Source organism: Sphingobium xenophagum (assembly GCF_002288285.1).
Classification (GTDB): Bacteria; Pseudomonadota; Alphaproteobacteria; order Sphingomonadales; family Sphingomonadaceae; genus Sphingobium; species Sphingobium xenophagum.
This window is the reverse complement of the sequence record NZ_CP022748.1, coordinates 107152-130966: the sequence shown is the minus strand read 5'-3', so window position 1 is coordinate 130966 and position 23815 is coordinate 107152. Positions and strand designations below refer to the sequence as shown.

The window sequence follows — 23815 nt, the reverse complement described above, 5'->3', positions numbered from 1 at the left end:
CATGTCCGATCACAGCAGCCACTTCGAAACCACTGGCGGCGGTCTCGTCCTGACCAACGCCGTTCTGCTCTATCAGGCGGGAACGCCCCGCACGCCCAGCCCTTATGGCGCTCCAAGGCCGGATGCGGCGGCCTTCGCCAGCATGCATGCCGTCGAGCACGATGCGGACGGGCGTCCGACGATCGCCGCCGGCGTGCCCCTGTCGCGGGCACAGCTGCGCCAATGGACAGAGGCGCTGGGCCGGACCGCGGTTCCAGAGATCCTGCCGGCCAATGTGCTTGTCTCCCACCCGGACGTCCTCGCCTGGTGGGTGCCGGAGCAGGTGCGCCAAGCCTATTTTGCGCTGTCGTCGCCCCCCGATGGCCTTCGGGCGCTCGCACGGCGCACTACCGTCGCGGTGCCATACCCGGCCCATCTGTTCGTCGCCACGCGCTCCGGCCTCGGCGTTTACGCGCTTGCCGCAAGCGAGCGCCCTGCCGCCGACACGCCGGTGCTCCATTCGCCGATCCTCAACGTCTTCATCCAAGGCCGGCTGTGCTGGGGCAACATCCCGAGGCCGAAAACACTGGGCGTTGCCGCCATCTCGGAATTCGAGCGCGCGGTGTTCGACAGCTGGTCAACTCACCCCAACCCCGGCCAGGAGCGGACGGTCACGGGGAAGGGCGGCCTGGTCAGGCTCTGGGACGATCTTGCCGCGCGCGGCGCGCGTCGTTTTCCGGTGAAGCGGCTCCGATCCTTCCATCCTGCCGCCGGCCAGCGGCAAGTCCGTCCCGCCGCTGATGCGGTCACGGTCGGTATGCTCGTTGCCGCAGCGGCAGGGAGATGATCATGATCGCCGAAGATCCGACCGCGGCGGCACTGCTCGCTGTCGTGCCCTGCTATCCGGTGCCATCGAGCGGTGGCTCGCCGGCACTCGACGCGCTTCGCGGCAGCCGTGCCGGCCACGGCCTTGCGGTGGGCAAGGATGGCGTAATGCTCATCCTGCGCCGGCCATGGCTTGCTCTCGATGCGCCGGTGACGCCGCCGATCGCCGCCTATCTTCCTTATGGCAGCATCGGGTCACCCAAGGCCGACCTGCGCTGCGGACTGATCCCTGGCGAGCATCTGGCTGCGATCCTCGATCACTTCCGGGCGGCTCTGCCCAACGAGGCTGCGGCCTTCATCCTCTGGAACGAGACGACCAACACGTTCGCGGTCGATTTTCCGGCAATCGACGACGCCACGCCGACACGCCTCGTCTATCGCCCCCCGGTCTGCGAGCCGGGCTGGCACATGGTCTGCGACATCCACAGCCACGGGCGGGGGCCCGCCTATTTCAGCGCGACCGACGATGCGGACGACGCCCACGCTACGAAAATTTCGCTCGTCATCGGCCGGCTCCACGATCCCGCTGGCCCGGTCATGGCAGCGCGGCTCTGCGCGGGCGGCATGTTCCTGGCCGTACCGCGCAGTCCATTTTCCGGAGACAATCCATGCAGCCTGAGAGCCCCAAGCGCCACTATCTTCCCGCCGCCTTCGACAACAGCGCTGTCCGAATCCTGCTCGTGGGATGCGGTGGAAACGGAGCGCAAATGCTGATGGGGCTCGCCTCGCTCGATACCGCATTGCGCGCAATTTCCTCACGCTCGCTCGAGGTCACCGTGGTCGACGAAGACATCGTCACCGAGGCGAATCTCGGCCGCCAGCCCTTCTACCGCTGCGATCTCGGCAATTCGAAGGCGAGGACGCTGACCGAACGGATCAACCTTGCCCATGGTCTGGCCTGGAAGGCGGTCCACGGCCGCGCACCCGGAGCGATCGGCGTCGACAACAGCCATGTGCTCATCAGCTGCGTCGACACGGCCTCGGCCCGCCGCGCGCTGGGCGCGGCGCTGCAGGATGCGCGGAACCCGCCCATCTATTGGTTGGACCTCGGCAACCGCGCCAGCGACGGCCAATATCTGATCGGATGCCCGGGCCGTGGAACCGGCCGCGACGATAATCGCCTTCCAACGGTGCTCGAGGCTTTTCCCGAACTCGCCGACGAGGGCCTGGCCGAAGACGATGCGCCCTCCTGTTCGGTCGCCGAGGCGCTCGAGCGCCAGTCGCTCTTCGTCAACCGGGTGCTTGCGAGCCACGCGCTGGCGCTCCTGTTCGATCTGCTCGGACGCGGGTCGATTGGCCACGCCGGCGCCTTCGTGAATCTTGCCACCGGGTACAGCGTTCCGATCCCGCTACCTATGAAGGTCGTTTCCCTGTGCTAAAGCAGGTGGCTCGCCACCCCTGTGAACGGTGATGGTCCGGTTGCGTCACCGCGCTCGGACCATAGCATTATTCTGCCGAGGCCGTTTCAGCAGGAGCGATTTCGACCGGTGCTGTCGGCGGGGTGTCAGCTTTCGTCGCACGGCTGCGCTTTGGCTTTGCAGGCTCGACAGCCGCTGCCGGTTTCCCTTTGCCGATGGCGGCCTTGGCGTTCGACGTTTTTGGCGAGGCCTTTGCAGGGGCTGCCTTCGCGCGCGGCCCGCGAGCGGGCGTCGCCTTCACTTGCGCAGCTTCGCTGGCAGTCGCTTCGGGCGTTGGGGCCGGCTCGCCTGCCGGCGCCGCAACGGTCTCGGCGACAGCGCTGGGCTTGCCCTTCCCGGCTACGGCATTGGGCTTCGCCTTAGTTGCCGGGGCAGAGGCATTCACTCGAGCCTTGCGCACCGGCGCGGGCACTTCCGCGACCACTTCCGCAGGCGCCACTTCGGCTGCCGGGGCTTCGCTGCCCGCCTCGGCTAGCGCCGGATTAGCGGCGACGTCCTTCCGCTTGCCGCCAAGACCAAGTTTCAGGGCGGCCTCCCGGCGCGCGGCGGAATAACCGGGTGCGACCATGGGATAGTCCGCGGGCAGATCATAGCGCGCGCGATATTCTGCGGGCGTCAGGCCGTGAGTCGAGAGATGGCGTTTCAGGGACTTATAAGGCTTGCCGTCGATCAGGCTCAGTATCTGATCGGGCGACGCAAGGCTTGCATCTACCGTCACCGCTGGCTTGAACTCGGGGGCTGGTGTCGGCGGCACAGCCGCTGGTTCAACTGACACCGGCGCGGACACTGTCTCTTCAGGGGCTGGCGACACCACTGGTGCATCGCCCAACAAGGCTTTTCGAGTTCCCTCGACCAGCGCGGGCAGTTCGCTGCTCGGCACGGTGTTGTTCGCAAAATAGGCGCTGAGCAGCGCCACGGTCAGAGACATCACGTCCGACTGTTCGGCCTCGGCCATGCAGGTTCCTTCTTTTGTTTGGATAGACTGGTCTTGACCCATGCGTGATTGCGCAAGCGTAAACAGATACGTGCCGTCATTCGGCGTGCAAGTCAAAGGGAGGGAGAAAGAAACTCATGGATGGCGTGGCGATTGGGCCGCGCAACTGTCTCATCGAGAAAATTTATGGCGGACAGCTTCGTTGAGGGGCTCTTTCTCCTTCACCTGCTCAAGCAAATGAAGCTGCATTGAGTGAAGAGCCTCTCACCAACGAAATCGAGGCGTCTCTTCCGGGCGCCTGACATTCTCCGCCCGCGAACGGCGGAAAACCAATCATCCGAGGAAATATGTAATGACCGACACCACTTCGTCGGGCGCGCCCGCGCGCCTCTATAGCCAGACCCCATATGACGATCGAGGCAACTTCCATTATCAGGGCGATCTCTATCGTCCCAGTGATAATCTTGCGACCCTCGCTGGCCGCATCGAACCGCATCTGGCGCGGTGCTTTCCGAACGCGTCCTTTGCGATCCAGACCCAGAAATTCGCGGGAGGACGCAAGATCACCGCTGAGATCCTCGACTGGCCCGAGGATCTGACCGGGCGTGACGCTCAGGAGGCCGCGCAGGTCGCGATCCGCGACCAGATGGAGCGGTTCGGAACTACCCGCACCAACCCTCTACAGGACTTCTGGTCCTGCTCCTTCTACTGCGAAGCGCGCATTGGACAGGTTTATTGGTCGGCGCTCGCGAAACGCAACGGACTGAAGAATCCGGTCGACGCGATCGTATCGCTGGCCGCCTTCAAGAAGCGCGTAAAAGCGGGCGACGCCCTCAAACTGGTCGATGCGCCGGCAGGGCATCGCGCAATTGGGACCACGCGGACGATCACCAAGGTGCGCTCGGGCGATCTGATCCTCGAAGGCAAATCCTATCTCGGTTTCCCGCGGGCGTCGGCTTTCGCGTGCGATGGCAAGTTCGTTCGCATCTCGATCGGATCGGAATATGAGCCGGACGCCCATCTGCTGTACGAGTGGATAGTGCAAAAGGCCGCGTGAGACATGGCCCTCATCGTCAAGGGCGGCGCCGTCTGCCAGAGCCCTCCGCGTCGGCGCCGACCATTCCGTATCGTGCAGAAGGGCTATCCCGACATCTGGGCGGCTGACTGGGCTGACGCCTCGCGCCTTTACTGCGATCGGCGGGACATGAACGGCCTGGGCGCAAGTATGTTCCCTGAAGCCACCCTGCTCCTCGAACACATGCCTGTCGGCCGCATCAGCTACAACGGCCGTATCTGGCTTCCAGGCGAGTGGCGTCCGGACGACCGGCCACTGTACGATAACCAGATCGCGTCCGGCACCTGACCGCGCGCTCTGGTCCTCCCATCCGAAATCGCCGTCCCGAGGAAACTCCATATCCGCAAGCGGCGTCCGAACGGCGAGCGCTACGTCCACATCGAGACCGAGGCCGAGACCAGCGCCGCTGTGCCTGATCGGTTGCGAAAGGGGAGAAGGGGAGGGCCGGGGGAGCAGGTCCGCTCTTGTCCAGGAGACCCCGATGCCCCTTCCCACCGTCATCCACAGCCAGGTCGATCCCGCCGCGATCACCAAGGTGACGCGCCTCTTCAACAACACGCTGGTCGACACCCTGGCTGAGCTCATCCAGAATTCGCGCAGAGCCGGCGCGACGGTCATCGATCTCGATGTTGCCGAGGCCGACGGGCAGAGCTGGCTTGTCATCGCGGATGACGGCGCGGGTATCGCCGATCCCGCCGTGATCCTGGCGCTCGGGCGCTCGGGCTGGGACGACAACATCGCGCGGCGCGAAGACCCTGCCGGCATGGGCGTCTTCAGCCTTGCCGGTCGCCATGTCGAAATCCGCTCCTGCCCGCGCGGTCCGGGCGAGGGCTGGGCTATCACCATCGGACCAGACCATTGGGAATCGGGCGCACCGATAGCTGTCGCCCCCTGCGATCATGGCTTCGGAACTGCAATCCGTCTTCTGCTCGACGACGATTGCACTAGGAATCTCGAAGCAGTGGCCAGCGGCGCGGCGCGCTATTGTCCCACACCGATCCGTTTCAACGGCGTACCCCTTACGCAAGCCGACTGGCTCGCCGGGGCCGATGTGGTCGAGGAGGTCGATGGCGTGCGGATCGGCCTGTTCACCGACGGGCGCACGACGCCCCATCAACCGCGCATCAATTTTCACGGCCTCACGGTTCCTTGCGTCCTGCCGTCAGTCGACGAGAAGGATCGCCATTGGTGGGCCCGGGTCGATATCGTCGATGCGCCGGCCCTGCAGCTCGTCCTGCCGGCCCGCAAGGAGATGGTCGAAAACGCCGCCCTCGAAGCGCTTCGCAATAGGGTGCTCAAGACGATCTACCGGCACATCGCCTCGCTCGGCAGCCATCGACTGTCTCATGCGCAGTGGACCGAGGCCGCCCAGCTTGGCGTCGATCTGCCCGAGGCGACGCCGCTCTTGCGGGCATGGATCCCGGCGACTGCCGACCAGAACAGCGGGCGCGAGAGTCAGGGGCTCATCCCCGCCGATAACCTGATGCTCGTCGATGACTTCGGTCCGCCACTCGAACAATGCGCGGCGTTCGCGCTTGCCCGCGATGGCCGTCTGAGAGGACGCTTGGCTGACCCCGACACTGCCATGGCCGGATATAGCTGGTACGACGCACTGCAGCGCATCGCCGCGCTCCGCTTCGAGATCGAGCGCGATGGCCGCGCCCATGTCTTCGACTGCACCGAGCTACCCGGTCTCGAAAGCGGCCCGGTCGAACGGCTCGACCTCGTGCTTGAAATCACAGGTCCGCAGCCCGAAACGATTACCGTCCCGGCACCTGTCGTCATCGAATATGACGATGGCCTGTTCTGGACCTTCGAAGATGCGAATATCCTGCTGGGCTCTCGCGACGCCGTCTCGCCCGAGGAGCTGGTTGATCTGCTGGAAGCCGCTTGCTTCTGCGCGAGCGACGATCGCGACGCTGATAGCTGGGAGACCCAAAACGACCGCTTCCTTCTCGACGCCAGGGAAATGGCTACCCGCCTTCTGCTCGGCGACGATGCCGCGCTCGTCGAGCGCCTGCGGGCGATCATCGCTTATCGCGCCCAATGGTTCGTGCCCGAAGGCCGGCAGTTCTCGGCGGTGATCGGCCGCGACGCGATCGCCATCGAGCTCCAGCCCACCAACCAGGTGGCGGCATCCTGACGGCATAATTGGAGGACCAAGCCATGCGATCCATCAAACGAGCGGCGCCGGCCGATCGCGCCGCCGTGGCGGAGGCGATTGACCATCTGCGCGCCGCGCGTAACCTTCTCGCCAGGAGCGGCGCCCCGCGTGCCGCCAGGGCCGTTCGCAAGGCACTGCGCAGCGCCGAAGGCGCGGCCCGGCACGTCAACCATCGTATCCGCAGGAGCCAGACATGAGCCGCTACGAACTGAAGCCGAGGCCCGGAAACGGTGTCATCAAGGCGGTGATCGGATGGGATCGCCCGCTGCAGAGCTTCTTCGCGCAAGTCTTCACGCCCACCGAAGACGAGCCCGACGAGGGCGAAGCAACGATCTGGCTCGGCACGGAGCCGGGGGAACTGCCGACCCCCGAGGCCGCGATCCGCGTCGTCGAAGCCTATGCGGACATTCCCGAAACGCTGGCGGCGTCCCTCGCCGCCGACCGGCACGCGACCATCGGGATGGTGGACGGCGTCCACCAGACGCGAGCCAAATTGAGTCTCTTCGGCACTCGCTCCTAAACCCCCGAGGCCGCTGAAGCGGGCCTCGGAAATGGCGCTTGCGCGCCTGCTCGGCCGAACGGCCGAGGAGGGGAGTGGGGAAGGAGGAAGTTGGCTCGGACACAGTGTTCGAGACCGGCTTTCAGGAGACTTTCCCATGAATATCGGTTCGATCAAGCAGAATGACGCCGGCATTTTCGTCGGCAAGATCGCGACGCTGGCGATCGCGATGACGATTGCGCTGCGCGAGGTGCACTCGGCCAATCCGAAGGCGCCGAAGTACGAGGTGCTGGCGCTGTCGGCATCGCGGGCGTGGGTGCAGGTGGGTGCTCTGTTCGAGCTTGCCTCCAACAGCACCGGCGAGGCGTTCCTCAACGGCAAGATCGAGGATCCGAGCCTGGCCGCGCCGCTCTACGTGTCGGCGTTCCGTCAGGAGGACGGCAGCTACAACGTCGTGTGGTCGCGCCCGACGCGCCGCCGCGACCTCGCCTCGGAGATGGCGCCCAAGGCCGACGAGGGCCTGCCGCCGCTGCCCGGTGCCGACGAGACCGCCGGCCCCGCCACACAGGGCACCGAAGCCGGCCTCGGACAGTCCTCCGCAAGCCATGCCTTCGCTGGCTGATCGCACACGCCAAGTCACGAAAGGCCCTCGCTCTTCGCGGAGCGGGGGCTTTTCGCAATTTCCCCGGCCGTGCGGCCGCAGAGGAGAGGGGGCTTGGGCTGGTTGCTCACCGAATTGGAGAAGGCCATGTCCGACATCATCGATCTGGGCGGCGCGCCAGCGAACGAGGATTGCGCCCAGCTCGGGCACACATCCGACTTCGAGCGATTGAACCGCCTTGAGGTCGCCACCTACCGCGCGGCAATCATCGCCCGTTTCGGTCCGCCGCCTGACGGCTGCGCGCTGCTCACATTGACCAACCGGCACGATTTCGGCGTCTATTACACGCTCGGTCTCAAGGTCGATGCAAGCGCCACGCGGCGCGATTCCACCGTCGCCACCTATGCGGAGACCGTCGAGAACGGCCTTGGCAGCTGGATCGAGGCCGGCTTCGCCGCGCCGGTCTGCTATGAGGACGGGGAGGCCCCCAAGGTCGAGCGAAGCTCGATCGACGACATCGTCATGGGGGCGCTCCTCGCCACGCGGCCCGGCCCCGACGGACACTTCCCGGTCGCCGACTTCGCGATACTCCACCGCAATCTGGCTGCAGGCTATCCCCGCAGCGCCGAGGCCGCACAGCGCCTCCCCGAGGAGATTTGACCATGACCGCGACAGATCAATCTGCCGATGCCGCCATCACCGATCCGATCGAGGCCGAGTTGCAGGCGGCCCTGTCCGCCGTGCGGACAGTCGAGGCGCGCTGCAAGGATGCCTTCCTCCCGCATCTGCTCGATCATGGCATTGTCCGTGTCGAAATCCACTACGATGGCGGCGGCGACCAAGGCAGCGTCGGTGATGTCAATGCCTACACGCTGGAAGGCGAGATCGCGCTGCCGCGCATCCTCTGCGATCACCATAGCCTCGCCTATAGCGGCGAAGTGTCGACCCGCACGATCGACCTCGAGGATGCTCTGAGCGCCTTCGTCGACAACGCCATCTGCGCGCGGCACGCCGGCTGGGAGGACGGGGAGGGCGCTTATGGCACCATCGCCATAGACGTCGCCAGCGGCGCGGTGACCCTCACGCACAACAGCCGGTTCATCGACTATGACACGACCGAGGCGGAGCTATAGGCGATGTCGCACTGCTATTATCACGCGCTCAGCTCCGTGAAGCGCTGGGGCGGCGAGGCCGAGGACTATCTGCCCCTCCACCAATGGTTCGACGAGTCGAAGAAGATCGTCGCGGACCCCCGCCACCGTTCCTTGCGCCACCATGCAGAGGGCATATTCATGCTCGAGACGGTCTTCGGCGTGACGATCCGAAACGCTGATGGACGGGATATCCCGGTGCGGTTGATCGGGGAACAGCACGTCCAAGAGGATCTTGGCCGTATTCCCTCCTTCGCTGACTGGGCGCGGCTCATCCAGCCGATGCCGTGGATTCTTCGGGGCAACCCGGCCGGGTCACCGGGATTGGATCCAGATGTTGAAAACATGTGCCGGGTTGCTCCAGCGACGCAATTGTAGTAACATGGCTACATGCCCAAGTGCGAGGCTCTTATGAACATGACAACCATTTCAAGTCGTGACTTCAACCAAGGTGCGAGCCGGGCAAAGAAAGCTGCCCGCAAGGGCCCTGTCTATATCACCGAACGGGGCAGGCCCACCCATGTGCTCATGACGATCGAGGATTATCATCGACGGCAGGGCAAGAAGCCCCGCAGCTTGCTCGCGACCTTGGCGCAAGCCGGCGACGATGCTGACTTTGACTTCGAACCCAGCAAGCTGGATCATATCGTCCGACCGGCGGATCTGGATTGATGTTTCTCCTAGATACGAACGTCATCTCCGCGCTTCGCAGACCTGAACGGCTGCCTCCCGAGGTGACATCCTGGGCGGACGAAGCCGATGTCGACCAGTGCTACATTTCGGTCATATCGGTCCTCGAAATTGAACTAGGCATTTTAGCCAAGGAGCGCGTCGATGCTTCTACCGGCCGCATTTTGCGGACATGGTTTCAAACCGACGTGCTGGCGGCGTTCGATGATCGCATCATCCCGATCGACACCGAAGTCGCGATGCGGTGCGCCGCATTGCATGTGCCGGATCCCCAACCGGAGCGGGATGGTCTGATCGCCGCGACGGCGGTTGTGCATTCGATGACGCTTGTTACCCGCAACGTTGCGGATTTCGAGCGCACGCCGGCCAACCTCCTAAATCCCTGGCATTGAACTGGCGCTGAGCCGAAGTTGATTTGAGGTGACAGACCATGAAGTCTCGGCACAAAGATCCGAAAGCAGGCGACACATCCAGGCGGGAAGTGCTGCGCCTCCCCGACTTCAATGCAGATGATCGCAAAAATGTTGCAGCTGCTCGTCCTCCGGTAGCAGCGGACGCTTTCAATGAAGAAACGCGGCCGGCGTGACCGCGGCACCCTTCGGCAAGGCCGCTGCGGGAAAAGCTCTCGATCGCCTGATCGATCTTGCCCGGTCCGACACGGGCCAGGCGCGCCGCGCCGCCAACTTCCTGCTCGCCTGGTGGAATGGCGAGGATTGCGGTCATTTTCCCATCGCCGATCTCTTCGGTGTCGATGCGACGATCGCGACCCATATCACGACCATCATTGGATTTCTTGGCCAGCATGAAGGTGCGATCTACCCCGATGCCTTCGGTCGCAAGGCCGAGATGATCGAACTGGTCGGGCGCTGGCGCGACTTCGCCGACGAGGATGGCTGAGCGCTCGCATCGGGACGCTATCGGCGCTATTGTCGAGTCCCATGGCCGAGCTTGATCCCCACACGCTGCGCGTCGCCGCTTCGCTCGTTCGCTCGCGGATCGAGACCATAAAGCTCGACGGGCGCATGGACGGGCTCCAGCGGTTGGGTGCGCACCGTACGCTCACCCAGCTCGCGGTGGATCTCGAAGTGTCGGCCGACCATGTCGGGCCTCCCCGCCGGCGCAAGCGTACGAGCTGAACGCGCCAACCCGGCGGTGACGCCGGCCGGGCCTTCCGACCATCGCTGACCGAGGCCGAGAAGCTTCTCCGCACGTCTTCTGCCGTCCGCGCTCCGCGCACGGGGAGGGAAGGGGGGAAGAGGATGGCGGCCGGGCCTGTCTCCGAGGCCGGGGACCGGCCTTGCGCCGCACGCCCTTCCTGAGGAGCCATTATGGCCAACCATTTTACCAAGGCGAGCTTCACCTTCGCTGTCACCGATGCCGAGGCCGAAATCTTCCGGCATGTCGGCGAGGCTGCCGAGATCGTTGGCGATTCCCGCCTCGCACCCGATCAGCGCGCTGCAGCCTATGCCGACCTTGGCGCGGGCTTCGCCGCCTGTTTTCCCCCGATCGACTCCGATCCCTTCGGCGGCTTCCTCGCGATCTTGAGCGATCCCGATTATCCACGGCTCGGCTTCTCCGTCCAGGTCGATCCGTCGGATGGGACAGGGCGGTGCAAGGTCTGGCTCCATGGCGATCAGTTCGACGTAGAAACCGCCGCGCAACTGATCCAGAAGGTCGCGAAATCCGCGCTGCCGGCCGGCTTCGAATATTGCCTCGATTGCGACCGCCTGCGCCCTGGCGAATTCGGCGGCGGCTATGTCGTGATCCGCGAGGATCGCTTCGAATTCGCCTCATCGGCCCAGCTCCTCGAGCGGGCGCTTTCGCGCGAGCACCGTGAAGGCGCCGACGGCTACGTCCTCACCACGCGAGATGCTGAAGAGGGTCTGCTGTTCTGGAACAATGACACGGGCTTTGGCGAGCTAAGCACCGCAACCGTGTTCTCCGAAGCCGAGGCCGGCCGTTTCGACGTTCCCATCGCCCATGATCAGCCGGAATGGCTGGCCATGCCGGCGCCGATCTCCTGAAGGAGCCCGCCCATGCGCTTCATCATCGCTCTCTACGAGATCGACCGCGCCTATGGTGGGCCTGAAGAAGGTGCCTGGTGGTACGATACCGGCGAACTGGCTCGATTGCTGGCGCTCGCGCCCACCGAGACCCGCGCCGTCCAGCTTGCCGATCGCGCCAATCGCCTGCTCGAGCGGTTACAGCGCCACCGCCGCCGCGTCGATTCCGTCCTCTACGACGGTGGGCGCTATGCCGCCATCGTCTTCGAATGGACGGCGCCGCCGGCATTTCCCGAAGTCCGGCCGCAATACGCCTGACCACGCACGCGCAGGCAACCGGTCCGCGCCTGCTCCCTCCTGACCCCCCAGACCGACCATCCCAAGGAGGATTCTCCATGTCGACCTATCATGTCGCCTTCACGGCGCGTGTCCCTCACTGGATTCTCGAGCACGCCGAGGCCGGGAACACGGACCGTGCGCGCAGCTGGATCCTCTTGCAAGGCTGGTATGAGCGCCGCAGGCTCGAATGGAACGCCACGCTTACGGTGGAACCGGACAAGGCCCACTCCCCGATACGCCATGAGGTCATTCTCGATCTCGATTGTCCCGAAACCGACAGGCCCAGCGCCGCCTCGTTCGCGTTCACCGTCAAGGTAGGCGTTCGCCATGGCGAGGATCCGATCCACAAAGCGCGCCGCGTGCTCGATCTGTCCCGCCGCCGTGACTCGCTGTGCCGCAAGGCCGACCGCTGGGACGTTCTGGACCGCGGCTCGTTTCGCGCCGTGCGCGGCAGTTCGCTGATTGGACCGATGCCGCCGCAGTGGCCCATCGACCGGACGCTGACCGCCTTTTCGAGCCATCTGGGGAGCTATGGACAAGGCGGGGTCGGCCTCGCGGGCTGGCAATGCAACGGGGGATCATGGATGGTGCTGCCGCTGACCTACTCCGACGGATGGATCTGGCTCACGCGCGAGGAGATACGGCCAGCGCCGGACCATCGGTCACTTGCGATCGCTGTCGATCAGCGAATCCTCGGTGTGCATCCCGATCAGCTCGCGGACTTCCCGCCCTGGGAGCATCGCTATGCCGGTCAACATCAGATCCTCGACATGCCTGACTTCGGAGCCGAAAGGCCCACAATCCTGCGGTTCGACGCGAGCGAGACCGGCTTCATCCTCGAGGCCGCCAACGGTCCGACCCGCTGGCGCTTCGCCATGGGCGACGACCTACCGCGCCCTGTCTGGGGCGGTTCGCGGAAACCGCGGCTGCTGTGCGAGGGCGAATCCGTCGCCGAGGCCTTCTGCCTCGCCCATGATTGCTATCTTGAAGTCTGACCGGGGTCACGCACGTAGCACTCGCCCACGCGCTACCGCGATCGTTGCTGTGACCGCATGCCATCGGTCGCGGCCCGCTGACCTACCGCTTCCGACATGGAGGATCACATGATCGTAATTTCAGGCCTGCGATGGAAGGTCCTGGCAGCCAGCGCCCCAGCCTGCTGCGACCCGGCAGATGTATGCCGCGAGGCCGTCGAACACTGCAACGCCTTGAGGGTCGGCATCGACGTCAGCTTCCGCGACAACATCATCGAAGCCCGGCCCGGCAGCGATCCCGCGCAGCTCGCCGACATCTTCGAGCGCCGCGCGGCCGAGCTGGCCAAGCCGGTCGGCTCTCCCTCGTCCGACCACGTTCAGTCCCAAGGGGAACGACCATGACCACCATCGTCCTGAGCAACGGCCATTTGCGCACAGAGACCGCCGACGCGGCGATCGACGCGCTGATCGAGATCCTGCGCGATCATCCGCTCAACCGTCTGTTCGAAAAATATGGCGACTTTGTCGAACGCGACGCCCGCAATCTGCGCGGCGAATGGCTGGAAGGCGTCGAGAATGCCGTCAGCTTCTTCGGCAACTTCTTCGATCGCTCTCATATCTTCAGCATCGTCTCGAACGATCCGGATCATGTCGACCGGCTCTGCACGGCGATCGCGGCCAACAGGCAGCGCGCCGACTATCTGCGTCAGCCGCCGCCTTATGATTCCGACAAGCTGGTCATCGAGCGCAAGCGTTTCAGCGTCACCCAAGGCGAAGTGCTGCTGACCTATAACGGCCAGCGGATCGAGCAATATGGCGACACGATCCGGCTCAATGGTCGCGGCGACTATGACGGCCATGACGACCATTACTGGCACGGCATCGCAAAGCGCGACCTCGCCCGTCGCCATGTCGAGGCCTTCGACCGCAGCAGGACCGCGAGCGAGCGGCCTGCTTCCTTGTAGCTGTCATCGCCCAGCCAGTACCGGCGGCCCGGGGCGGCCTGACCGCTTTAAGGCGATCAGCGGCATCCCCTCACAGATCCATTTTCGCCCCGAGGCCGCGGAAGCGGGCCTCGGATGTGGCGCTTGCGCGCCTGCTCGGCCGAACGGCCGAGGAGGGGAGTGGGGAAGGAGGAAGTTGGCTCGGACACAGTGTTCGAGACCGGCTTTCAGGAGACTTTCCCATGAATATCGGTTCGATCAAGCAGAATGACGCCGGCATTTTCGTCGGCAAGATCGCGACGCTGACGATTGCCATGACGATCGCGCTGCGCGAGGTGCACTCGGCCAATCCGAAGGCGCCGAAGTACGAGGTGCTGGCGCTGTCGGCATCGCGGGCGTGGGTGCAGGTGGGTGCGCTGTTCGAGCTTTTCTCTAACGGCACGGGCGAGGCGTTCCTCAACGGCAAGATCGAGGATCCGAGCCTGGCCGCGCCGCTCTACGTGTCGGCGTTCCGTCAGGAGGACGGCAGCTACAACGTCGTGTGGTCGCGCCCGACGCGCCGCCGCGACCTCGCCTCGGAGATGGCGCCCAAGGCCGACGAGGGCCTGCCGCCGCTGCCCGGCGCCGACGAGACCGCCGGCCCCGCCACACAGGGCACCGAAGCCGGCCTCGGACAGTCCTCCGCAAGCCATGCCTTCGGCTGCGAGCCGCAGCAGGAACAGCAGCAGGAAGGCGGACGCCGGCAGCGTCGTCAGCGCGCGCCGGAGCAGGCGGAGGAGCCCGAAACCGTCTGAACCTCCCCGTGCCCGGTCCCACACCTCCAGGCCGGGCACACCCTCCCGCTGGGCTCGCTTCGCTTCTCGCGAAGCGGGCCCTGTTTTCATTTACCCGGCAGCCCGCACGTCTGCATTCCGGCTTCAGTCTCCCTCTTGCGGAACCCGTCGTCGTGCCATGGCCAGCAGCGCAGCGACGACGCATCCCGCGACGATCCCGAAGGTCAGGTCCTTGACCAGGGTCAGCCCAAAGGTCGCCAGGAGCACCAAGGCCGTGGGCCAGCTGCGGATCAGGCGCAGAAACTCCGCCTTCTCGGCCATGTTCCAGCACACCACCAGAAGGACGCCGGCGAGCGCGGAGAGCGGAACGTACCGTGCGAGCGGTGCCGCGACGAGCATGAAGAGCAGGACGAACAGCGCGTGCATCATGCCCGACAGCGGACTGATCGCGCCGGCCCGAATGTTGGTTGCTGTGCGTGCGATCGTGCCGGTGACGCTGATCCCTCCGAACAAGGCGGACACGATATTGGCAAGCCCCTGCGCAACAAGCTCCATGTTGGAGCGATGCTTGCGCCCGGACATGCTGTCGGCGACCTTCGCTGACAGCAGACTTTCGACGCCGCCGAGCAGCGTAAACGACAGGGCCGACGGCAGCAGCTGGAGAACCAGCGCCCACGACAGCTGCGGCGCCTGCGGCGTCGGAAGCCCACGCGGGATCTCTCCGAAACGGCTGCCGATCGTCTCTGCCGGAAGCTGCAGCCAGGCGGCAGCTATCGAGGCCAGGACGACCGCGATCAGCATACCGGGCCAGTTCGGCCGGAACCGGCGCACCACGAAAATCAGCGCGGCGCATCCCAGGCCGAGCACCGCGGCCGCGGGCGTCACCGTCGAAGCCGCGTTGCCCAGCCCCACCAGCTTGGGGATGAGGGGGCCAGGTTCCGCTCCGTCGAGATGAAGACCGAAGAGGTCCCGGATTTCTCCGGAGAAGATCGTCACCGCAATGCCGCAGGTGAAGCCCACCGTCACCGGATGGGGAATATGGCGGATCAATGAGCCCAGCCGCGAAAGTCCAATCAGCGTCAGCAGGGCCCCGGACAGCATCACGGTGACGAGGAGGCCGTTCAGACCGAATTTCGTCGTGGTCGCCGCGACCAGAACAATGAAAGCCCCGGCGGGACCCCCAATCTGATAGCGGCTACCGCCCAAGGCCGAAACGAGGAATCCGCCGATGATCGCGGTATAGAGCCCTCGCTCGGGCGACACCCCCGAAGCCACGGCGATCGCCATCGACAGCGGCAGAGCGACGATCGCGACCGTCACGGCGGCCAGCACGTCCTTGCGAAACGACGAGAAGGAGTAGCCCTCGCTCAGGACCGTGAGCAGCTTCGGCCGGAAGAGATGCGATGTCGCCGTTCCGTCAGGCATCGCTATGACGCCGACGCATTGTCCGGCGTGCGCCGCACGGGCTCGCGCAGGGTCGGGCTGGTGGGATCGCGCAGCCGGACGCCACGCCCGCCACTCGTGCTAACGCTGTTTTCCCGGATGAGTTCGATGCCCTCGCGTTCGAGCGCGTCGACCACCTTGGTCAAGGTGTCGACGACGCCCCGGACATAGCCATCGCTCGCCGCTTCCATCCGCTGGATCGTGGGAAGCGATACGCCGGCGCGCTCGGCGAGCGTGCGCTGGTCGATTCCGAGAAGCGCGCGCGCCGCGCGAAGCTGGGCCGGAGTGAGCATCGGCATGATGTAAAATACATCAGAAATGACGTCAAGGATCGCTTAAAAGCGTTGTAGAGTATCTATCATGCTATCCTAAACTTGCTTTCAGCGCCATCAAACTGCTAACGCTCAGGCACCCAAACCACCTTTTTAACCGCGCGCGCTCGACGCGACGCCCAGGTATTCGGAGAGTTTCGATGTCGGACGCCCTTATCGCTGAAACGCTGGCCGCCCCGACTCGCCATCGTCGCCTCGCCGCCTGGGTGGACGAGATCGCCGCCCTTACCAAACCGGACCGGGTCCACTGGTGCGATGGCTCCGAGGCCGAGTGGGACGCGCTTACCGCGCAGCTCGTCGCCGCCGGAACCCTGCGCCGCCTCGATCCCGCGAAGCGTCCCAACTCCTTCTGGGCCGCATCCGATCCACGCGACGTCGCGCGCGTCGAAAGCCGCACCTTCATCTGCGCCGAGGACGAGGCCGACGCCGGCCCTACCAACAATTGGCGCGCACCGCATGAGATGCGCGATACGCTCCACGGCCTATTCGACGGCTGCATGCGCGGACGCACCATGTATGTCGTGCCCTTCTCCATGGGGCCGATCGGCTCGCCCATCAGCGCGCTCGGCGTGGAGATCACCGACAGTACCTATGTGGTGCTCTCGATGCGCGTGATGACGAGGATGGGCGCACCGGCGCTGGCAGCCCTGGGCGATGACGGCGAATTCGTTCCCGCGGTCCACTCGGTCGGCGCTCCGCTGGCGCCCGGCCAGGCCGACGTCGCCTGGCCCTGCAACGAGACCAAATATATCGTCCATTTCCCTGAAACGCGCGAGATCTGGTCCTATGGATCGGGCTATGGCGGCAACGCCCTGCTAGGCAAGAAATGCTATGCGCTGCGCATCGCCTCGGTCATGGCCCGCGACGACGGCTGGCTTGCTGAGCATATGCTGATCCTCAAGCTGACCTCGCCCGAAGGCGGCGTGCATTATGTCGCCGCCGCTTTTCCCTCGGCCTGCGGCAAGACCAACCTCGCCATGCTGCAGCCAACCATTCCAGGCTGGAAGGCCGAAACGATCGGCGACGACATCGCCTGGATGCGCTTTGGCGACGATGGCCGGCTCTATGCCATCAATCCCGAGGCCGGATTCTTCGGCGTCGCACCCGGGACGAGCGCAACGACCAACGCCAATGCCCTGGCCAGCCTCAACGCCAACACGATCTTCACCAACACCGCGCTCACCGCCGACGGTGATGTCTGGTGGGAGGGCCTGACGAAGGAGCCGCCCGACGGGCTTACGGACTGGCGCGGCCAGGCCTGGTCTCCCGATCTCGGGACGCCGGCCGCCCATCCCAACGCGCGCTTCGCCTGTCCCGCCGGCCAGTGCCCGGCCATCGCACCCGAATGGGAGGATCCCAAGGGCGTCCCGATCTCGGCGATCCTGTTCGGCGGCCGGCGCGCGACGACCGCTCCGCTCGTCACCGAGGCCTTCGACTGGCAGCACGGTGTGTTCCTGGCCTCGAATGTCGCCTCCGAAGGTACGGCTGCGGCCGAGACCAAGATCGGGGATGTCCGCCGCGACCCCTTCGCGATGCTGCCCTTCTGCGGCTACAATATGGGCGACTACTTCGCGCATTGGCTCAAGCTGGGAGCAGAAGCAGCGGATCCAGCCAAGCTGCCACGCATCTTCTACGTCAACTGGTTCCGCAAGGATGCCCATGGCCGCTTTCTCTGGCCCGGCTTCGGCGACAACGCCCGCGTCCTCAAATGGATCGCGGACCGGCTCGACGGGTGCGTCGAGGCGGAAGACAAGGCCATCGGCCGCCTTCCCAATAGGCACGACCTCGATCTGCAGGGGCTCGATCTGTCGGATGACGCGGTCACCGCCTTGCTCGCCGTCGATGACGATGAATGGCGCGCCGAGGCCGAGCGCATCCGCCGTGACTATGCGCGCTTCGGCGACCGCCTGCCCGCCGCCTTGACCGCCGAACTCGGCGCGCTCGAAGCCCGTCTGGCGTGAAGGGCGCCATCGATCGTGACCGACGCAAACGACGACTATGTCTATGACGAAGCCTCTGGCGACTGGATCACCGCTGCCGAGGCAGCCGTGAATGCCCGGACCGCCGAGACGATCGAGGTCCGCGATGCCGTTGGCAACGTCCTCGCCGATGGCGACAGCATCATCACGATCAAGGACCTCAAAGTGAAGGGGGCGGGGCAGACCCCGCGCAAGGGTACCGTGATCAAGGCGATAAGGCTGACCGGCGACGCTCAGGAAATCGACTGCCGCTACGAAGGCATCAAGGGCTTGGTCCTGCGCGCGGAATTCGTCCGCAAGCACTGACATGGCTGGCGAGGCTTCGCCGACCGCTCCAAGGACGAAGCAGGCCGGTGCCCCGCGGCCCGATGGTCATGGAGCCTGACCGAGTTGCGTGGACGGCGTCAGAACCTGCGCCCATCGCCGTCCACGCGGCCGGTGATCATGCCCGACCACTTGGCGCCGCGCCCTTCTCGTGTCTGGCGCTAGCCGAGCGCCGCCCGGCATGACCTGACGGCGTAACGCCGCCGTGGAAGGCGCGCCGATGTCAAGCTGCGACGCAGGCCGTCCCCGACCATTTGGGCACCGATGAATGTCTGACGCGCGCTGCAGTCGTGCTGCCGGCGTGTCTCGCCGTGGCGGGTCCGTGTGAAGACCGTCCATGCCGCGCGCCTTGCCGATATCACCGCGGGGCCATCCGCTTGTCTGGATGAACGCTACGCCCGTGCGGGATCCCCGCAACCCGCCATTTTCCGACCGTGTTGAGGCCTGACGGCCTCTGCCCGCACCACTCGAAAAATGGGGGTTTCCCCGCGCTGAAGCGCAGGTGCGGTGCCCCCTCGATCACGGGCCTTCGCGATTGTTCATCCCAGCGGGATCGGCCCGCTGGCGTGAAACGCGAAAGGCATCAGGCCATGAACAAGGTTTTTCTCTCGGGCCGCATCACCTCGGACATCACCCGCTTCGGCACGGACAGCAAGGGCGGCGTCAGCTTCAGCCTCGTCACCTCGAAGCCGGTGATCAAGGACGGCCAGGTCCAGAAGGACGACAACGGCTACACCGAAACCTACGACGAGTTCCATCAGGTCAAGGCCTTCAACGGCCTCGGCAAGTCGGTCGCCAACAACAAGAAGAAGGGCGACAAGCTCCTGGTGGTCGGCGAGATCCGCTACAGCCGCAACGAGCGCGACGGGCGCACCTACTACAACACCGACATCGTCGCCGAGGAAATCGAGTTCCTCTGACCGTCTCCCGGGCGGTCGCTCGCGGCCGCCCTCCACCTTCCTTCAGATGGAGAGCAAGATGTTCACTCTCACCAGCTTCGACGACATCGCCGGAATCGCCCAGGGCGTCGAGATCACCAACCCCAACATGGTCGAGCGCATCCGCCGCGCGGCAGACAGCCTTAACCGCCACGAGATCGCCGCGCACCTCGGCCAGGCGATCACCGAGGCGACCGACGCCGCGCATGTCCGCGACTTCGAGGAAGTGCAGTTCGGCGAGGCGAGCGCCGATGCGATCGTCGATTGCGAATATTACGAAGATCTCGCCGCAGCCTGGTCGCTGATCGCCAGCGAGCATCAGCTGACCATTCCCCATTCCATCTTCGCGCACGACGGGTCGGTCCACTGACCCGTCACACGCCTTTCGAACGGAGTACCGTCATGATCAAACCTGCCCCTTCGAACACCGCCGCCGCCCATTGCTACGGCATCGTCCTTCACCATCGGCTCGCCTGGTGGCTGGTCGAATTTCCCGAACTCGACGCGGCGCCGACCGCCGCGCGCAAGCTTTCGGGCAAGCTCACGCCGGGCATGGCCGACTGGCTCCGCTCCGAGACCGGCGATGCCGGTCTCGCGGCCGACGTCGCTGCGCTCCATCCCCAGAGCCGGTGCTGGTCCGGCGAATTCTCCTACCTCCCCGCGGCCGGCGCCGCCGACCAGATCGACATCGATGCCCATCCCTGGGGCAGCGAAGCCGGTGAACTCGAGACCCGGCTCGCGCGCACGATGATCGATGCGACACTGCATCCGGTTCCCGCGGGCTTCATCTCAGTCTTCACGGGCCTACCGCCGGAGAACCAGCCCGTGCTCGCGATCAGGTTGAGCGGCTACACCTGTTCGACCTTCGAACTGCTCACCGCCCGGCATATGCCGACCTATCGGCCGCGGTCGCCCTGGCGCGACATCTCGGCCGATGCGGTCAGCGATAGCGGCAGCGACATCATCGGCTGGCAGCCGGCGGCCGACTGGATCAGGCCTATCTGATCCGTGCGGCGAAGCCGGCGAGTGTCGTTGGCTTCGCCCTGCCTTTCGCTCGAGCCTGACTATCATCTGCCCGCGCGAGCGCACAGCCGGGCGCCACCACCGCTGGTGGCGTTTTCCACTTGCCGTGCCCACCTCCCGGTGAAATCCGGACGCCGGCGGCTCCTGTCGTGACCCGGCTCTCATGCGTGCCGCAGGTTGTGCCGCGCCTTGTGCCGCGTGAGGTTCATCGCCCTGCCGCGAGCCGCGTTCACTGCGCCCGGGCCCTATCGCTCAGCCCCGTTCGGACATGCGGGCGCGAGCGTGTCAGCCGGCGATCGAACTGCCTCGCAGCCAGCTCCTCAATCCAGGTGATCGATACCGTGACGCCCCAGGACGTCAGGCACCGGGGAGGTTTGCGGTGACCATCCAGTGCCGGGCGGGCCGGCGAGGTTTTGCCCGGACAAGAAGAAGAGAAGAGGGTTTCGGCGCATCCCGCCCAACGCTTCGCGCCGGGCGGGACCGGGGCTCTATTCGCTAAGCCGCCGCCCGCGCGTACCGCACGTGCCCCGGCCAAGCTCACGGAGCCAGGCCTTCGGCCCGTCTCCGCCCATTCGGGTGACGAACCCGCTTGCGGGATTCCCCCGGTGAGGTTTGAAATCCCTATTCCTCTCTTGTGTCTGCCTAGTTTGGCATGCGGGGTTGGCAGTCCGTCGAGGATGAGCGGTCCCCCCAATTTTTTCGTGCGGCCGCTGCCGCGCCCACCCGAAAAAAATCGGTTCCCCCGCTCCCCGCTGGTGCGGCGTCAACCGGGGTCCGGCCGCGGCCGGCTTCCCGGTTAACGTCCCCGACCTCCCTGACCGCCGCATGTCCTGAACAAGGCCTCATCGCGTGGATGAGACATCCAAAAGCCACGGAGGCCAACATGTCCAAGTCCTTCTCGAACTTCGCCGATTTCGCCAGCTTCATCGCCAGCGAGACGGGAACCGACCAGCGTAGCCCGCTCTACGAAGCCGCCTTCATCGAGCATGACGAGCGCGCCAAGCTTTCGCCTGTCGACGAGAGCGAGCAACTGGAAATGCCCGATCCGGAACAGAGCCGAGCCGCCGTCGAAATGGTGATGGCGACGCTCTTCGATGTGTTCCGCGACACCCGCCTCGAACCCTTCGCGAGCGATCTCGCCTGGGGCTTCGTCAACAGCTTCCATGTGGTGGCGAAGCGCATCAGCGACCGCGAGGACGATGCGGCCAAGGAGCTTGGCGAACTCGCGCGCAGCTTCGATCCCAGCGAAATCTACGCATCGCAGATCGAGGAGGCGCAGCTGCTCTGCCAGACGCTGCAGGGGTGCCGGGATGCCATGGAATGCATGCGCGACCACGCCGCCGACGTCTACCGGGTCGAGACCGGACGGCCCTATTCGCCGACGCGCGGCAGCCGGGTCTCGAAGGGCGTCACCGCCTCGATGATCGACGCCCGAGACTATCTCGCCGCCCGGATGCGGGAACGCCGTGAGCAGTTCGCTCCGGAAGGTCCGGTCGTTGCCTTCTCGGGCGGTCAGGTCTGGGAGGATCATGACATGCTCTGGAAGGGTCTGGACTCGATCCTGGCCCGCATCCCGGAGATGATCCTCGCCACGACAGCACAGACCAAGGGCTGCGATGCCATCGCGCAGGCATGGGCAGCAGCACGCGGCGTGAAGGTCATCATGTTCCGCCTCGACCGCCGGCTGGGGGCCAAGGCCGCCTTCGTCCGCAACGATCGGCTGCTCGCCCTCAAGCCGGTCGAAGCTGTCGTCTGCGAAGGCTCCGGCATCCAGATGAACCTCGCCCAGAAGCTGCGGCAGGCAGGCGTTCCCCTCCACATCGTGAAGCTCGAACCGTCAGCCAAGCCGCAGCCCGCCCAGCCCACCGGCAGAACCGCAAAGTCGCGGGACGAATTCGATCCCTGGACCCAGGACGACTATTACGCCGCCATGGTGAACGGCGGTGGTCGCCGTCGTCGGTGACGCGTCCGGGAGAGGCTCCGGCAATCGCCGGGGCCTCTCCTGCTTTTTCGCTGCGAGGATGCGGTGCGCGGGGGCATCGAACCCCCGCGCACCGCCGGGCGCTGGCGCGCGCCGCACGGACAATACCCGAAAGGGCCAAGGAAAGAGGGGAGAGGCGAGGCGCTTTCAGCCGAGGAGACCAAGCCCGTGTCCATCCTGTTCCGCATCACCGAGCCGGCCGACGATACAGCCTCGCCCAGCGCCATCATCACAGCCCGCAAGCTTGCGGCTTTCCGCCGGTTCCTCCGTTCCGAAGGAGATCGTATCGGCATCGCGCTGCTCGAACCCGACGAATATCTTGGCGACAGCTTCGAGGCGCGCGTCTGTCCACTCGCGCTCGCCGCGATCACGGGCATTTTCGACCACGAGGCCACTGTCATCGCAGTCGTCGAGGAGGCCCAGTTCAGAGGCAAGCGCATCGCGATCCATCACTGCCCGAGCAGCGCCGAGATCATCCTGCGCGTCGCCCTCACGTCCGATCAGGGCGTCGAACTCGATCTCGCCTACGGCAATGCCTACGCGCTGCTCGAAGCGCTCGCGATCGAGCCTGACAGCGTCGGTGACATCCCCATCGATCTCCTACGCGCCCGGCTGTCCGATCCGGCCACGCCGAGCCGCGCGGCGCTGCGCGGTGTCGGTCATTACCTGCCCCGACTAGAGCGTCTCGTCGCGAGCGCGCAGGAGCGCGAGGCTGCCCGCTTCGCATGGGCCTGACATGCGTTAGTCCCGGCAATTCTTCTCCGGCGGGATCCTGTCGGTCCTTCGACGCATGAGGCTGTCGATCGCCGCCTGTAAATGACAGGTCGCCATCTGCTCGCCAGCTTGCTCGAGCGCCGCCATCGCCTCACGCATCAGCACGACTGCGAGGGCCCGGCGGACGTTTGAATCGATTCCCTGCGGATCATATATGTCGATTGATTCCGGCGTGCGCGGTGCGGCTTTCGCGCGGCGGGGAACAATCTCTCGTCCCGAATTGGTCATCCCCAGGCTCCCCGCAATGCGCAAAGGTCGAACCCTTGCTCAAAACTCCCGCGCACGAGGCGCGGGAGCCGGGGCTGGTAACACGTCGAGACATGCGCCTACGCTTTTAGCACCAAGGCACCTGGACATATGCGCAGGCACCCCGGCGTGAGATCACACCGAGCTGCCTTTCTCGACGGGATTACCAGTCCCGGCGCCACGGCCTTCGCGGCGCAAACAGCCACCTATCACAGACATGGGAAGACACCAAGGTGGGTCGTCTGAACAGCGAGCCACAGTGCCTTGCCGGCAGGCACGGACACGTGCCTAAGATGGGAGACGGGACCCAAGCTCTCTCACATCTCGGCATCAGACGAGGCTTCAT

At 65.4% G+C, this 23815-nt stretch carries 33 protein-coding genes; 29 read left to right on the top strand and 4 right to left on the bottom strand.

The genetic code is table 11. From position 1 onward, the window contains the following. Position 1 precedes the first annotated feature (1 nt). From CJD35_RS20115 to CJD35_RS20105, 3 genes are read left to right on the top strand one after another with little or no spacing between them, the layout of a single operon-like run. Complete coding sequence (locus tag CJD35_RS20115; protein ID WP_011950463.1) at positions 2 to 826, top strand: PRTRC system protein B; 825 nt, start codon at positions 2 to 4, stop codon at positions 824 to 826. Then, a complete protein-coding gene (locus CJD35_RS20110; protein WP_017183250.1) occupies positions 823 to 1578 on the top strand; it encodes a PRTRC system protein A in 756 nt (251 codons plus the stop codon). Before CJD35_RS20115 ends, CJD35_RS20110 begins: the two co-directional genes overlap by 4 nt. Then, positions 1473 to 2243 carry a PRTRC system ThiF family protein gene (locus CJD35_RS20105; RefSeq protein ID WP_011950461.1) on the top strand — a complete coding sequence of 257 codons (771 nt, stop codon included), beginning with the start codon at positions 1473 to 1475 and terminating at the stop codon, positions 2241 to 2243. The genes CJD35_RS20110 and CJD35_RS20105 overlap by 106 nt, the downstream gene beginning before the upstream one ends. A gap of 67 nt (positions 2244 to 2310) precedes the next feature. On the opposite strand, the gene CJD35_RS20100 is transcribed toward CJD35_RS20105, so the two are convergent. Then, complete coding sequence (locus CJD35_RS20100; protein WP_011950460.1) at positions 2311 to 3237, bottom strand: Ros/MucR family transcriptional regulator; 927 nt, start codon at positions 3235 to 3237, stop codon at positions 2311 to 2313. A gap of 331 nt (positions 3238 to 3568) precedes the next feature. Between CJD35_RS20100 and CJD35_RS20095 the strand changes: the two genes are divergently transcribed. From CJD35_RS20095 to CJD35_RS20005, 19 genes are all read left to right on the top strand, one after another. Then, a complete protein-coding gene (locus CJD35_RS20095) occupies positions 3569 to 4273 on the top strand; it encodes a hypothetical protein (protein ID WP_011950459.1) in 705 nt (234 codons plus the stop codon). A 3-nt stretch (positions 4274 to 4276) separates the two neighbouring features. Beyond that, positions 4277 to 4579 carry a hypothetical protein gene (locus tag CJD35_RS20090; protein WP_017183247.1) on the top strand — a complete coding sequence of 101 codons (303 nt, stop codon included), beginning with the start codon at positions 4277 to 4279 and terminating at the stop codon, positions 4577 to 4579. Between the two features lie 193 nt (positions 4580 to 4772). Next, positions 4773 to 6434, top strand: a complete 1662-nt coding sequence (locus CJD35_RS20085) for an ATP-binding protein (protein WP_011950458.1) — start codon at positions 4773 to 4775, stop codon at positions 6432 to 6434. Positions 6435 to 6457: 23 nt separating this feature from the next. Continuing rightward, the gene (locus tag CJD35_RS20080) at positions 6458 to 6652 is read left to right on the top strand and encodes a hypothetical protein (RefSeq protein WP_017183246.1); all 195 of its coding nucleotides are present in this window, start codon (positions 6458 to 6460) and stop codon (positions 6650 to 6652) included. Continuing rightward, positions 6649 to 6975, top strand: coding sequence for a hypothetical protein (locus tag CJD35_RS20075; RefSeq protein ID WP_011950457.1), 327 nt, complete (start codon positions 6649 to 6651; stop codon positions 6973 to 6975). The genes CJD35_RS20080 and CJD35_RS20075 overlap by 4 nt, the downstream gene beginning before the upstream one ends. Positions 6976 to 7111: 136 nt before the next feature. Continuing rightward, positions 7112 to 7576: a DUF736 domain-containing protein gene (locus CJD35_RS20070; protein WP_011950456.1), complete on the top strand. Its 465-nt coding sequence runs from the start codon at positions 7112 to 7114 to the stop codon at positions 7574 to 7576. A 126-nt stretch (positions 7577 to 7702) separates the two neighbouring features. Continuing rightward, positions 7703 to 8215 carry a hypothetical protein gene (locus CJD35_RS20065; RefSeq protein WP_026002487.1) on the top strand — a complete coding sequence of 171 codons (513 nt, stop codon included), beginning with the start codon at positions 7703 to 7705 and terminating at the stop codon, positions 8213 to 8215. Between the two features lie 2 nt (positions 8216 to 8217). Then, entirely contained in the window at positions 8218 to 8688 is a 471-nt protein-coding gene (locus tag CJD35_RS20060; protein ID WP_011950454.1) for a DUF6878 family protein, read from the top strand. A gap of 3 nt (positions 8689 to 8691) precedes the next feature. Then, positions 8692 to 9084, top strand: a complete 393-nt coding sequence (locus tag CJD35_RS20055) for a DUF6915 family protein (RefSeq protein WP_017183642.1) — start codon at positions 8692 to 8694, stop codon at positions 9082 to 9084. A 12-nt stretch (positions 9085 to 9096) separates the two neighbouring features. Further along, on the top strand, positions 9097 to 9378 hold the full coding sequence (locus CJD35_RS20050) for a type II toxin-antitoxin system Phd/YefM family antitoxin (protein ID WP_011950452.1): 282 nt from the start codon (positions 9097 to 9099) through the stop codon (positions 9376 to 9378). Continuing rightward, complete coding sequence (locus CJD35_RS20045; protein ID WP_011950451.1) at positions 9378 to 9788, top strand: type II toxin-antitoxin system VapC family toxin; 411 nt, start codon at positions 9378 to 9380, stop codon at positions 9786 to 9788. The genes CJD35_RS20050 and CJD35_RS20045 overlap by 1 nt, the downstream gene beginning before the upstream one ends. Before the next feature lie 190 nt (positions 9789 to 9978). Further along, positions 9979 to 10293 (top strand): DUF7673 family protein, encoded by a 315-nt coding sequence (locus CJD35_RS20040; protein WP_011950450.1) that lies wholly within the window; start codon positions 9979 to 9981, stop codon positions 10291 to 10293. Positions 10294 to 10334: 41 nt separating this feature from the next. Further along, positions 10335 to 10532 (top strand): hypothetical protein, encoded by a 198-nt coding sequence (locus CJD35_RS20035; RefSeq protein ID WP_017183644.1) that lies wholly within the window; start codon positions 10335 to 10337, stop codon positions 10530 to 10532. 192 nt (positions 10533 to 10724) lie between these two features. Then, positions 10725 to 11420 (top strand): hypothetical protein, encoded by a 696-nt coding sequence (locus CJD35_RS20030; RefSeq protein WP_011950449.1) that lies wholly within the window; start codon positions 10725 to 10727, stop codon positions 11418 to 11420. A gap of 12 nt (positions 11421 to 11432) precedes the next feature. Next, positions 11433 to 11717, top strand: a complete 285-nt coding sequence (locus tag CJD35_RS20025; RefSeq protein ID WP_011950448.1) for a hypothetical protein — start codon at positions 11433 to 11435, stop codon at positions 11715 to 11717. Between the two features lie 77 nt (positions 11718 to 11794). Beyond that, positions 11795 to 12733 carry a hypothetical protein gene (locus CJD35_RS20020; protein WP_011950447.1) on the top strand — a complete coding sequence of 313 codons (939 nt, stop codon included), beginning with the start codon at positions 11795 to 11797 and terminating at the stop codon, positions 12731 to 12733. A 108-nt stretch (positions 12734 to 12841) separates the two neighbouring features. After that, positions 12842 to 13114, top strand: a complete 273-nt coding sequence (locus CJD35_RS20015; RefSeq protein ID WP_011950446.1) for a hypothetical protein — start codon at positions 12842 to 12844, stop codon at positions 13112 to 13114. Beyond that, positions 13111 to 13677 (top strand): hypothetical protein, encoded by a 567-nt coding sequence (locus tag CJD35_RS20010; protein WP_011950445.1) that lies wholly within the window; start codon positions 13111 to 13113, stop codon positions 13675 to 13677. Before CJD35_RS20015 ends, CJD35_RS20010 begins: the two co-directional genes overlap by 4 nt. Before the next feature lie 221 nt (positions 13678 to 13898). Further along, positions 13899 to 14450, top strand: coding sequence for a DUF736 domain-containing protein (locus tag CJD35_RS20005; protein WP_011950444.1), 552 nt, complete (start codon positions 13899 to 13901; stop codon positions 14448 to 14450). Positions 14451 to 14573: 123 nt separating this feature from the next. Here the strand turns inward: CJD35_RS20005 and CJD35_RS20000 are convergent, their stop codons facing one another. Both CJD35_RS20000 and CJD35_RS19995 read right to left on the bottom strand, forming a co-directional pair. After that, positions 14574 to 15854 carry a SulP family inorganic anion transporter gene (locus tag CJD35_RS20000; RefSeq protein ID WP_011950443.1) on the bottom strand — a complete coding sequence of 427 codons (1281 nt, stop codon included), beginning with the start codon at positions 15852 to 15854 and terminating at the stop codon, positions 14574 to 14576. Between the two features lie 2 nt (positions 15855 to 15856). Next, positions 15857 to 16165 (bottom strand): helix-turn-helix domain-containing protein, encoded by a 309-nt coding sequence (locus CJD35_RS19995; protein WP_049771328.1) that lies wholly within the window; start codon positions 16163 to 16165, stop codon positions 15857 to 15859. Positions 16166 to 16344: 179 nt separating this feature from the next. On the opposite strand from CJD35_RS19995, the gene CJD35_RS19990 reads away from it, so the two are divergent. The 7 genes from CJD35_RS19990 (at position 16345) to CJD35_RS19960 (ending at position 23184) form a co-directional block, all read left to right on the top strand. Next, positions 16345 to 18165, top strand: a complete 1821-nt coding sequence (locus CJD35_RS19990) for a phosphoenolpyruvate carboxykinase (GTP) (RefSeq protein WP_011950441.1) — start codon at positions 16345 to 16347, stop codon at positions 18163 to 18165. 15 nt (positions 18166 to 18180) lie between these two features. Next, the gene (locus tag CJD35_RS19985) at positions 18181 to 18489 is read left to right on the top strand and encodes an alkylphosphonate utilization protein (RefSeq protein ID WP_095687526.1); all 309 of its coding nucleotides are present in this window, start codon (positions 18181 to 18183) and stop codon (positions 18487 to 18489) included. A 608-nt stretch (positions 18490 to 19097) separates the two neighbouring features. Continuing rightward, positions 19098 to 19427 carry a single-stranded DNA-binding protein gene (locus CJD35_RS19980; RefSeq protein ID WP_011950439.1) on the top strand — a complete coding sequence of 110 codons (330 nt, stop codon included), beginning with the start codon at positions 19098 to 19100 and terminating at the stop codon, positions 19425 to 19427. A 58-nt stretch (positions 19428 to 19485) separates the two neighbouring features. After that, a complete protein-coding gene (locus CJD35_RS19975) occupies positions 19486 to 19815 on the top strand; it encodes a hypothetical protein (RefSeq protein ID WP_011950438.1) in 330 nt (109 codons plus the stop codon). 32 nt (positions 19816 to 19847) lie between these two features. Beyond that, positions 19848 to 20450, top strand: a complete 603-nt coding sequence (locus CJD35_RS19970; protein ID WP_011950437.1) for a hypothetical protein — start codon at positions 19848 to 19850, stop codon at positions 20448 to 20450. A gap of 901 nt (positions 20451 to 21351) precedes the next feature. Beyond that, positions 21352 to 22431 carry a DUF2493 domain-containing protein gene (locus CJD35_RS19965; RefSeq protein WP_011950436.1) on the top strand — a complete coding sequence of 360 codons (1080 nt, stop codon included), beginning with the start codon at positions 21352 to 21354 and terminating at the stop codon, positions 22429 to 22431. Between the two features lie 186 nt (positions 22432 to 22617). Next, the gene (locus CJD35_RS19960; RefSeq protein ID WP_017184750.1) at positions 22618 to 23184 is read left to right on the top strand and encodes a hypothetical protein; all 567 of its coding nucleotides are present in this window, start codon (positions 22618 to 22620) and stop codon (positions 23182 to 23184) included. Between the two features lie 6 nt (positions 23185 to 23190). Here the strand turns inward: CJD35_RS19960 and CJD35_RS19955 are convergent, their stop codons facing one another. Further along, positions 23191 to 23475 (bottom strand): hypothetical protein, encoded by a 285-nt coding sequence (locus CJD35_RS19955; RefSeq protein ID WP_011950434.1) that lies wholly within the window; start codon positions 23473 to 23475, stop codon positions 23191 to 23193. Positions 23476 to 23815: the final 340 nt, after the last annotated feature.

Excerpts from the sequence above, each read along its gene's own strand:
- CJD35_RS20115 (WP_011950463.1), top strand. The coding sequence starts at position 2 with ATGTCCGATCACAGCAGCCACTTCGAAACCACTGGCGGCGGTCTCGTC.
- CJD35_RS20110 (WP_017183250.1), top strand. The coding sequence starts at position 823 with ATGATCATGATCGCCGAAGATCCGACCGCGGCGGCACTGCTCGCTGTC.
- CJD35_RS20105 (WP_011950461.1), top strand. The coding sequence starts at position 1,473 with ATGCAGCCTGAGAGCCCCAAGCGCCACTATCTTCCCGCCGCCTTCGAC.
- CJD35_RS20100 (WP_011950460.1), bottom strand. The coding sequence starts at position 3,237 with ATGGCCGAGGCCGAACAGTCGGACGTGATGTCTCTGACCGTGGCGCTG.
- CJD35_RS20095 (WP_011950459.1), top strand. The coding sequence starts at position 3,569 with ATGACCGACACCACTTCGTCGGGCGCGCCCGCGCGCCTCTATAGCCAG.
- CJD35_RS20090 (WP_017183247.1), top strand. The coding sequence starts at position 4,277 with ATGGCCCTCATCGTCAAGGGCGGCGCCGTCTGCCAGAGCCCTCCGCGT.
- CJD35_RS20085 (WP_011950458.1), top strand. The coding sequence starts at position 4,773 with ATGCCCCTTCCCACCGTCATCCACAGCCAGGTCGATCCCGCCGCGATC.
- CJD35_RS20080 (WP_017183246.1), top strand. The coding sequence starts at position 6,458 with ATGCGATCCATCAAACGAGCGGCGCCGGCCGATCGCGCCGCCGTGGCG.
- CJD35_RS20075 (WP_011950457.1), top strand. The coding sequence starts at position 6,649 with ATGAGCCGCTACGAACTGAAGCCGAGGCCCGGAAACGGTGTCATCAAG.
- CJD35_RS20070 (WP_011950456.1), top strand. The coding sequence starts at position 7,112 with ATGAATATCGGTTCGATCAAGCAGAATGACGCCGGCATTTTCGTCGGC.
- CJD35_RS20065 (WP_026002487.1), top strand. The coding sequence starts at position 7,703 with ATGTCCGACATCATCGATCTGGGCGGCGCGCCAGCGAACGAGGATTGC.
- CJD35_RS20060 (WP_011950454.1), top strand. The coding sequence starts at position 8,218 with ATGACCGCGACAGATCAATCTGCCGATGCCGCCATCACCGATCCGATC.
- CJD35_RS20055 (WP_017183642.1), top strand. The coding sequence starts at position 8,692 with ATGTCGCACTGCTATTATCACGCGCTCAGCTCCGTGAAGCGCTGGGGC.
- CJD35_RS20050 (WP_011950452.1), top strand. The coding sequence starts at position 9,097 with ATGCCCAAGTGCGAGGCTCTTATGAACATGACAACCATTTCAAGTCGT.
- CJD35_RS20045 (WP_011950451.1), top strand. The coding sequence starts at position 9,378 with ATGTTTCTCCTAGATACGAACGTCATCTCCGCGCTTCGCAGACCTGAA.
- CJD35_RS20035 (WP_017183644.1), top strand. The coding sequence starts at position 10,335 with ATGGCCGAGCTTGATCCCCACACGCTGCGCGTCGCCGCTTCGCTCGTT.
- CJD35_RS20030 (WP_011950449.1), top strand. The coding sequence starts at position 10,725 with ATGGCCAACCATTTTACCAAGGCGAGCTTCACCTTCGCTGTCACCGAT.
- CJD35_RS20025 (WP_011950448.1), top strand. The coding sequence starts at position 11,433 with ATGCGCTTCATCATCGCTCTCTACGAGATCGACCGCGCCTATGGTGGG.
- CJD35_RS20020 (WP_011950447.1), top strand. The coding sequence starts at position 11,795 with ATGTCGACCTATCATGTCGCCTTCACGGCGCGTGTCCCTCACTGGATT.
- CJD35_RS20015 (WP_011950446.1), top strand. The coding sequence starts at position 12,842 with ATGATCGTAATTTCAGGCCTGCGATGGAAGGTCCTGGCAGCCAGCGCC.
- CJD35_RS20010 (WP_011950445.1), top strand. The coding sequence starts at position 13,111 with ATGACCACCATCGTCCTGAGCAACGGCCATTTGCGCACAGAGACCGCC.
- CJD35_RS20005 (WP_011950444.1), top strand. The coding sequence starts at position 13,899 with ATGAATATCGGTTCGATCAAGCAGAATGACGCCGGCATTTTCGTCGGC.
- CJD35_RS20000 (WP_011950443.1), bottom strand. The coding sequence starts at position 15,854 with ATGCCTGACGGAACGGCGACATCGCATCTCTTCCGGCCGAAGCTGCTC.
- CJD35_RS19995 (WP_049771328.1), bottom strand. The coding sequence starts at position 16,165 with ATGCTCACTCCGGCCCAGCTTCGCGCGGCGCGCGCGCTTCTCGGAATC.
- CJD35_RS19990 (WP_011950441.1), top strand. The coding sequence starts at position 16,345 with ATGTCGGACGCCCTTATCGCTGAAACGCTGGCCGCCCCGACTCGCCAT.
- CJD35_RS19980 (WP_011950439.1), top strand. The coding sequence starts at position 19,098 with ATGAACAAGGTTTTTCTCTCGGGCCGCATCACCTCGGACATCACCCGC.
- CJD35_RS19975 (WP_011950438.1), top strand. The coding sequence starts at position 19,486 with ATGTTCACTCTCACCAGCTTCGACGACATCGCCGGAATCGCCCAGGGC.
- CJD35_RS19970 (WP_011950437.1), top strand. The coding sequence starts at position 19,848 with ATGATCAAACCTGCCCCTTCGAACACCGCCGCCGCCCATTGCTACGGC.
- CJD35_RS19965 (WP_011950436.1), top strand. The coding sequence starts at position 21,352 with ATGTCCAAGTCCTTCTCGAACTTCGCCGATTTCGCCAGCTTCATCGCC.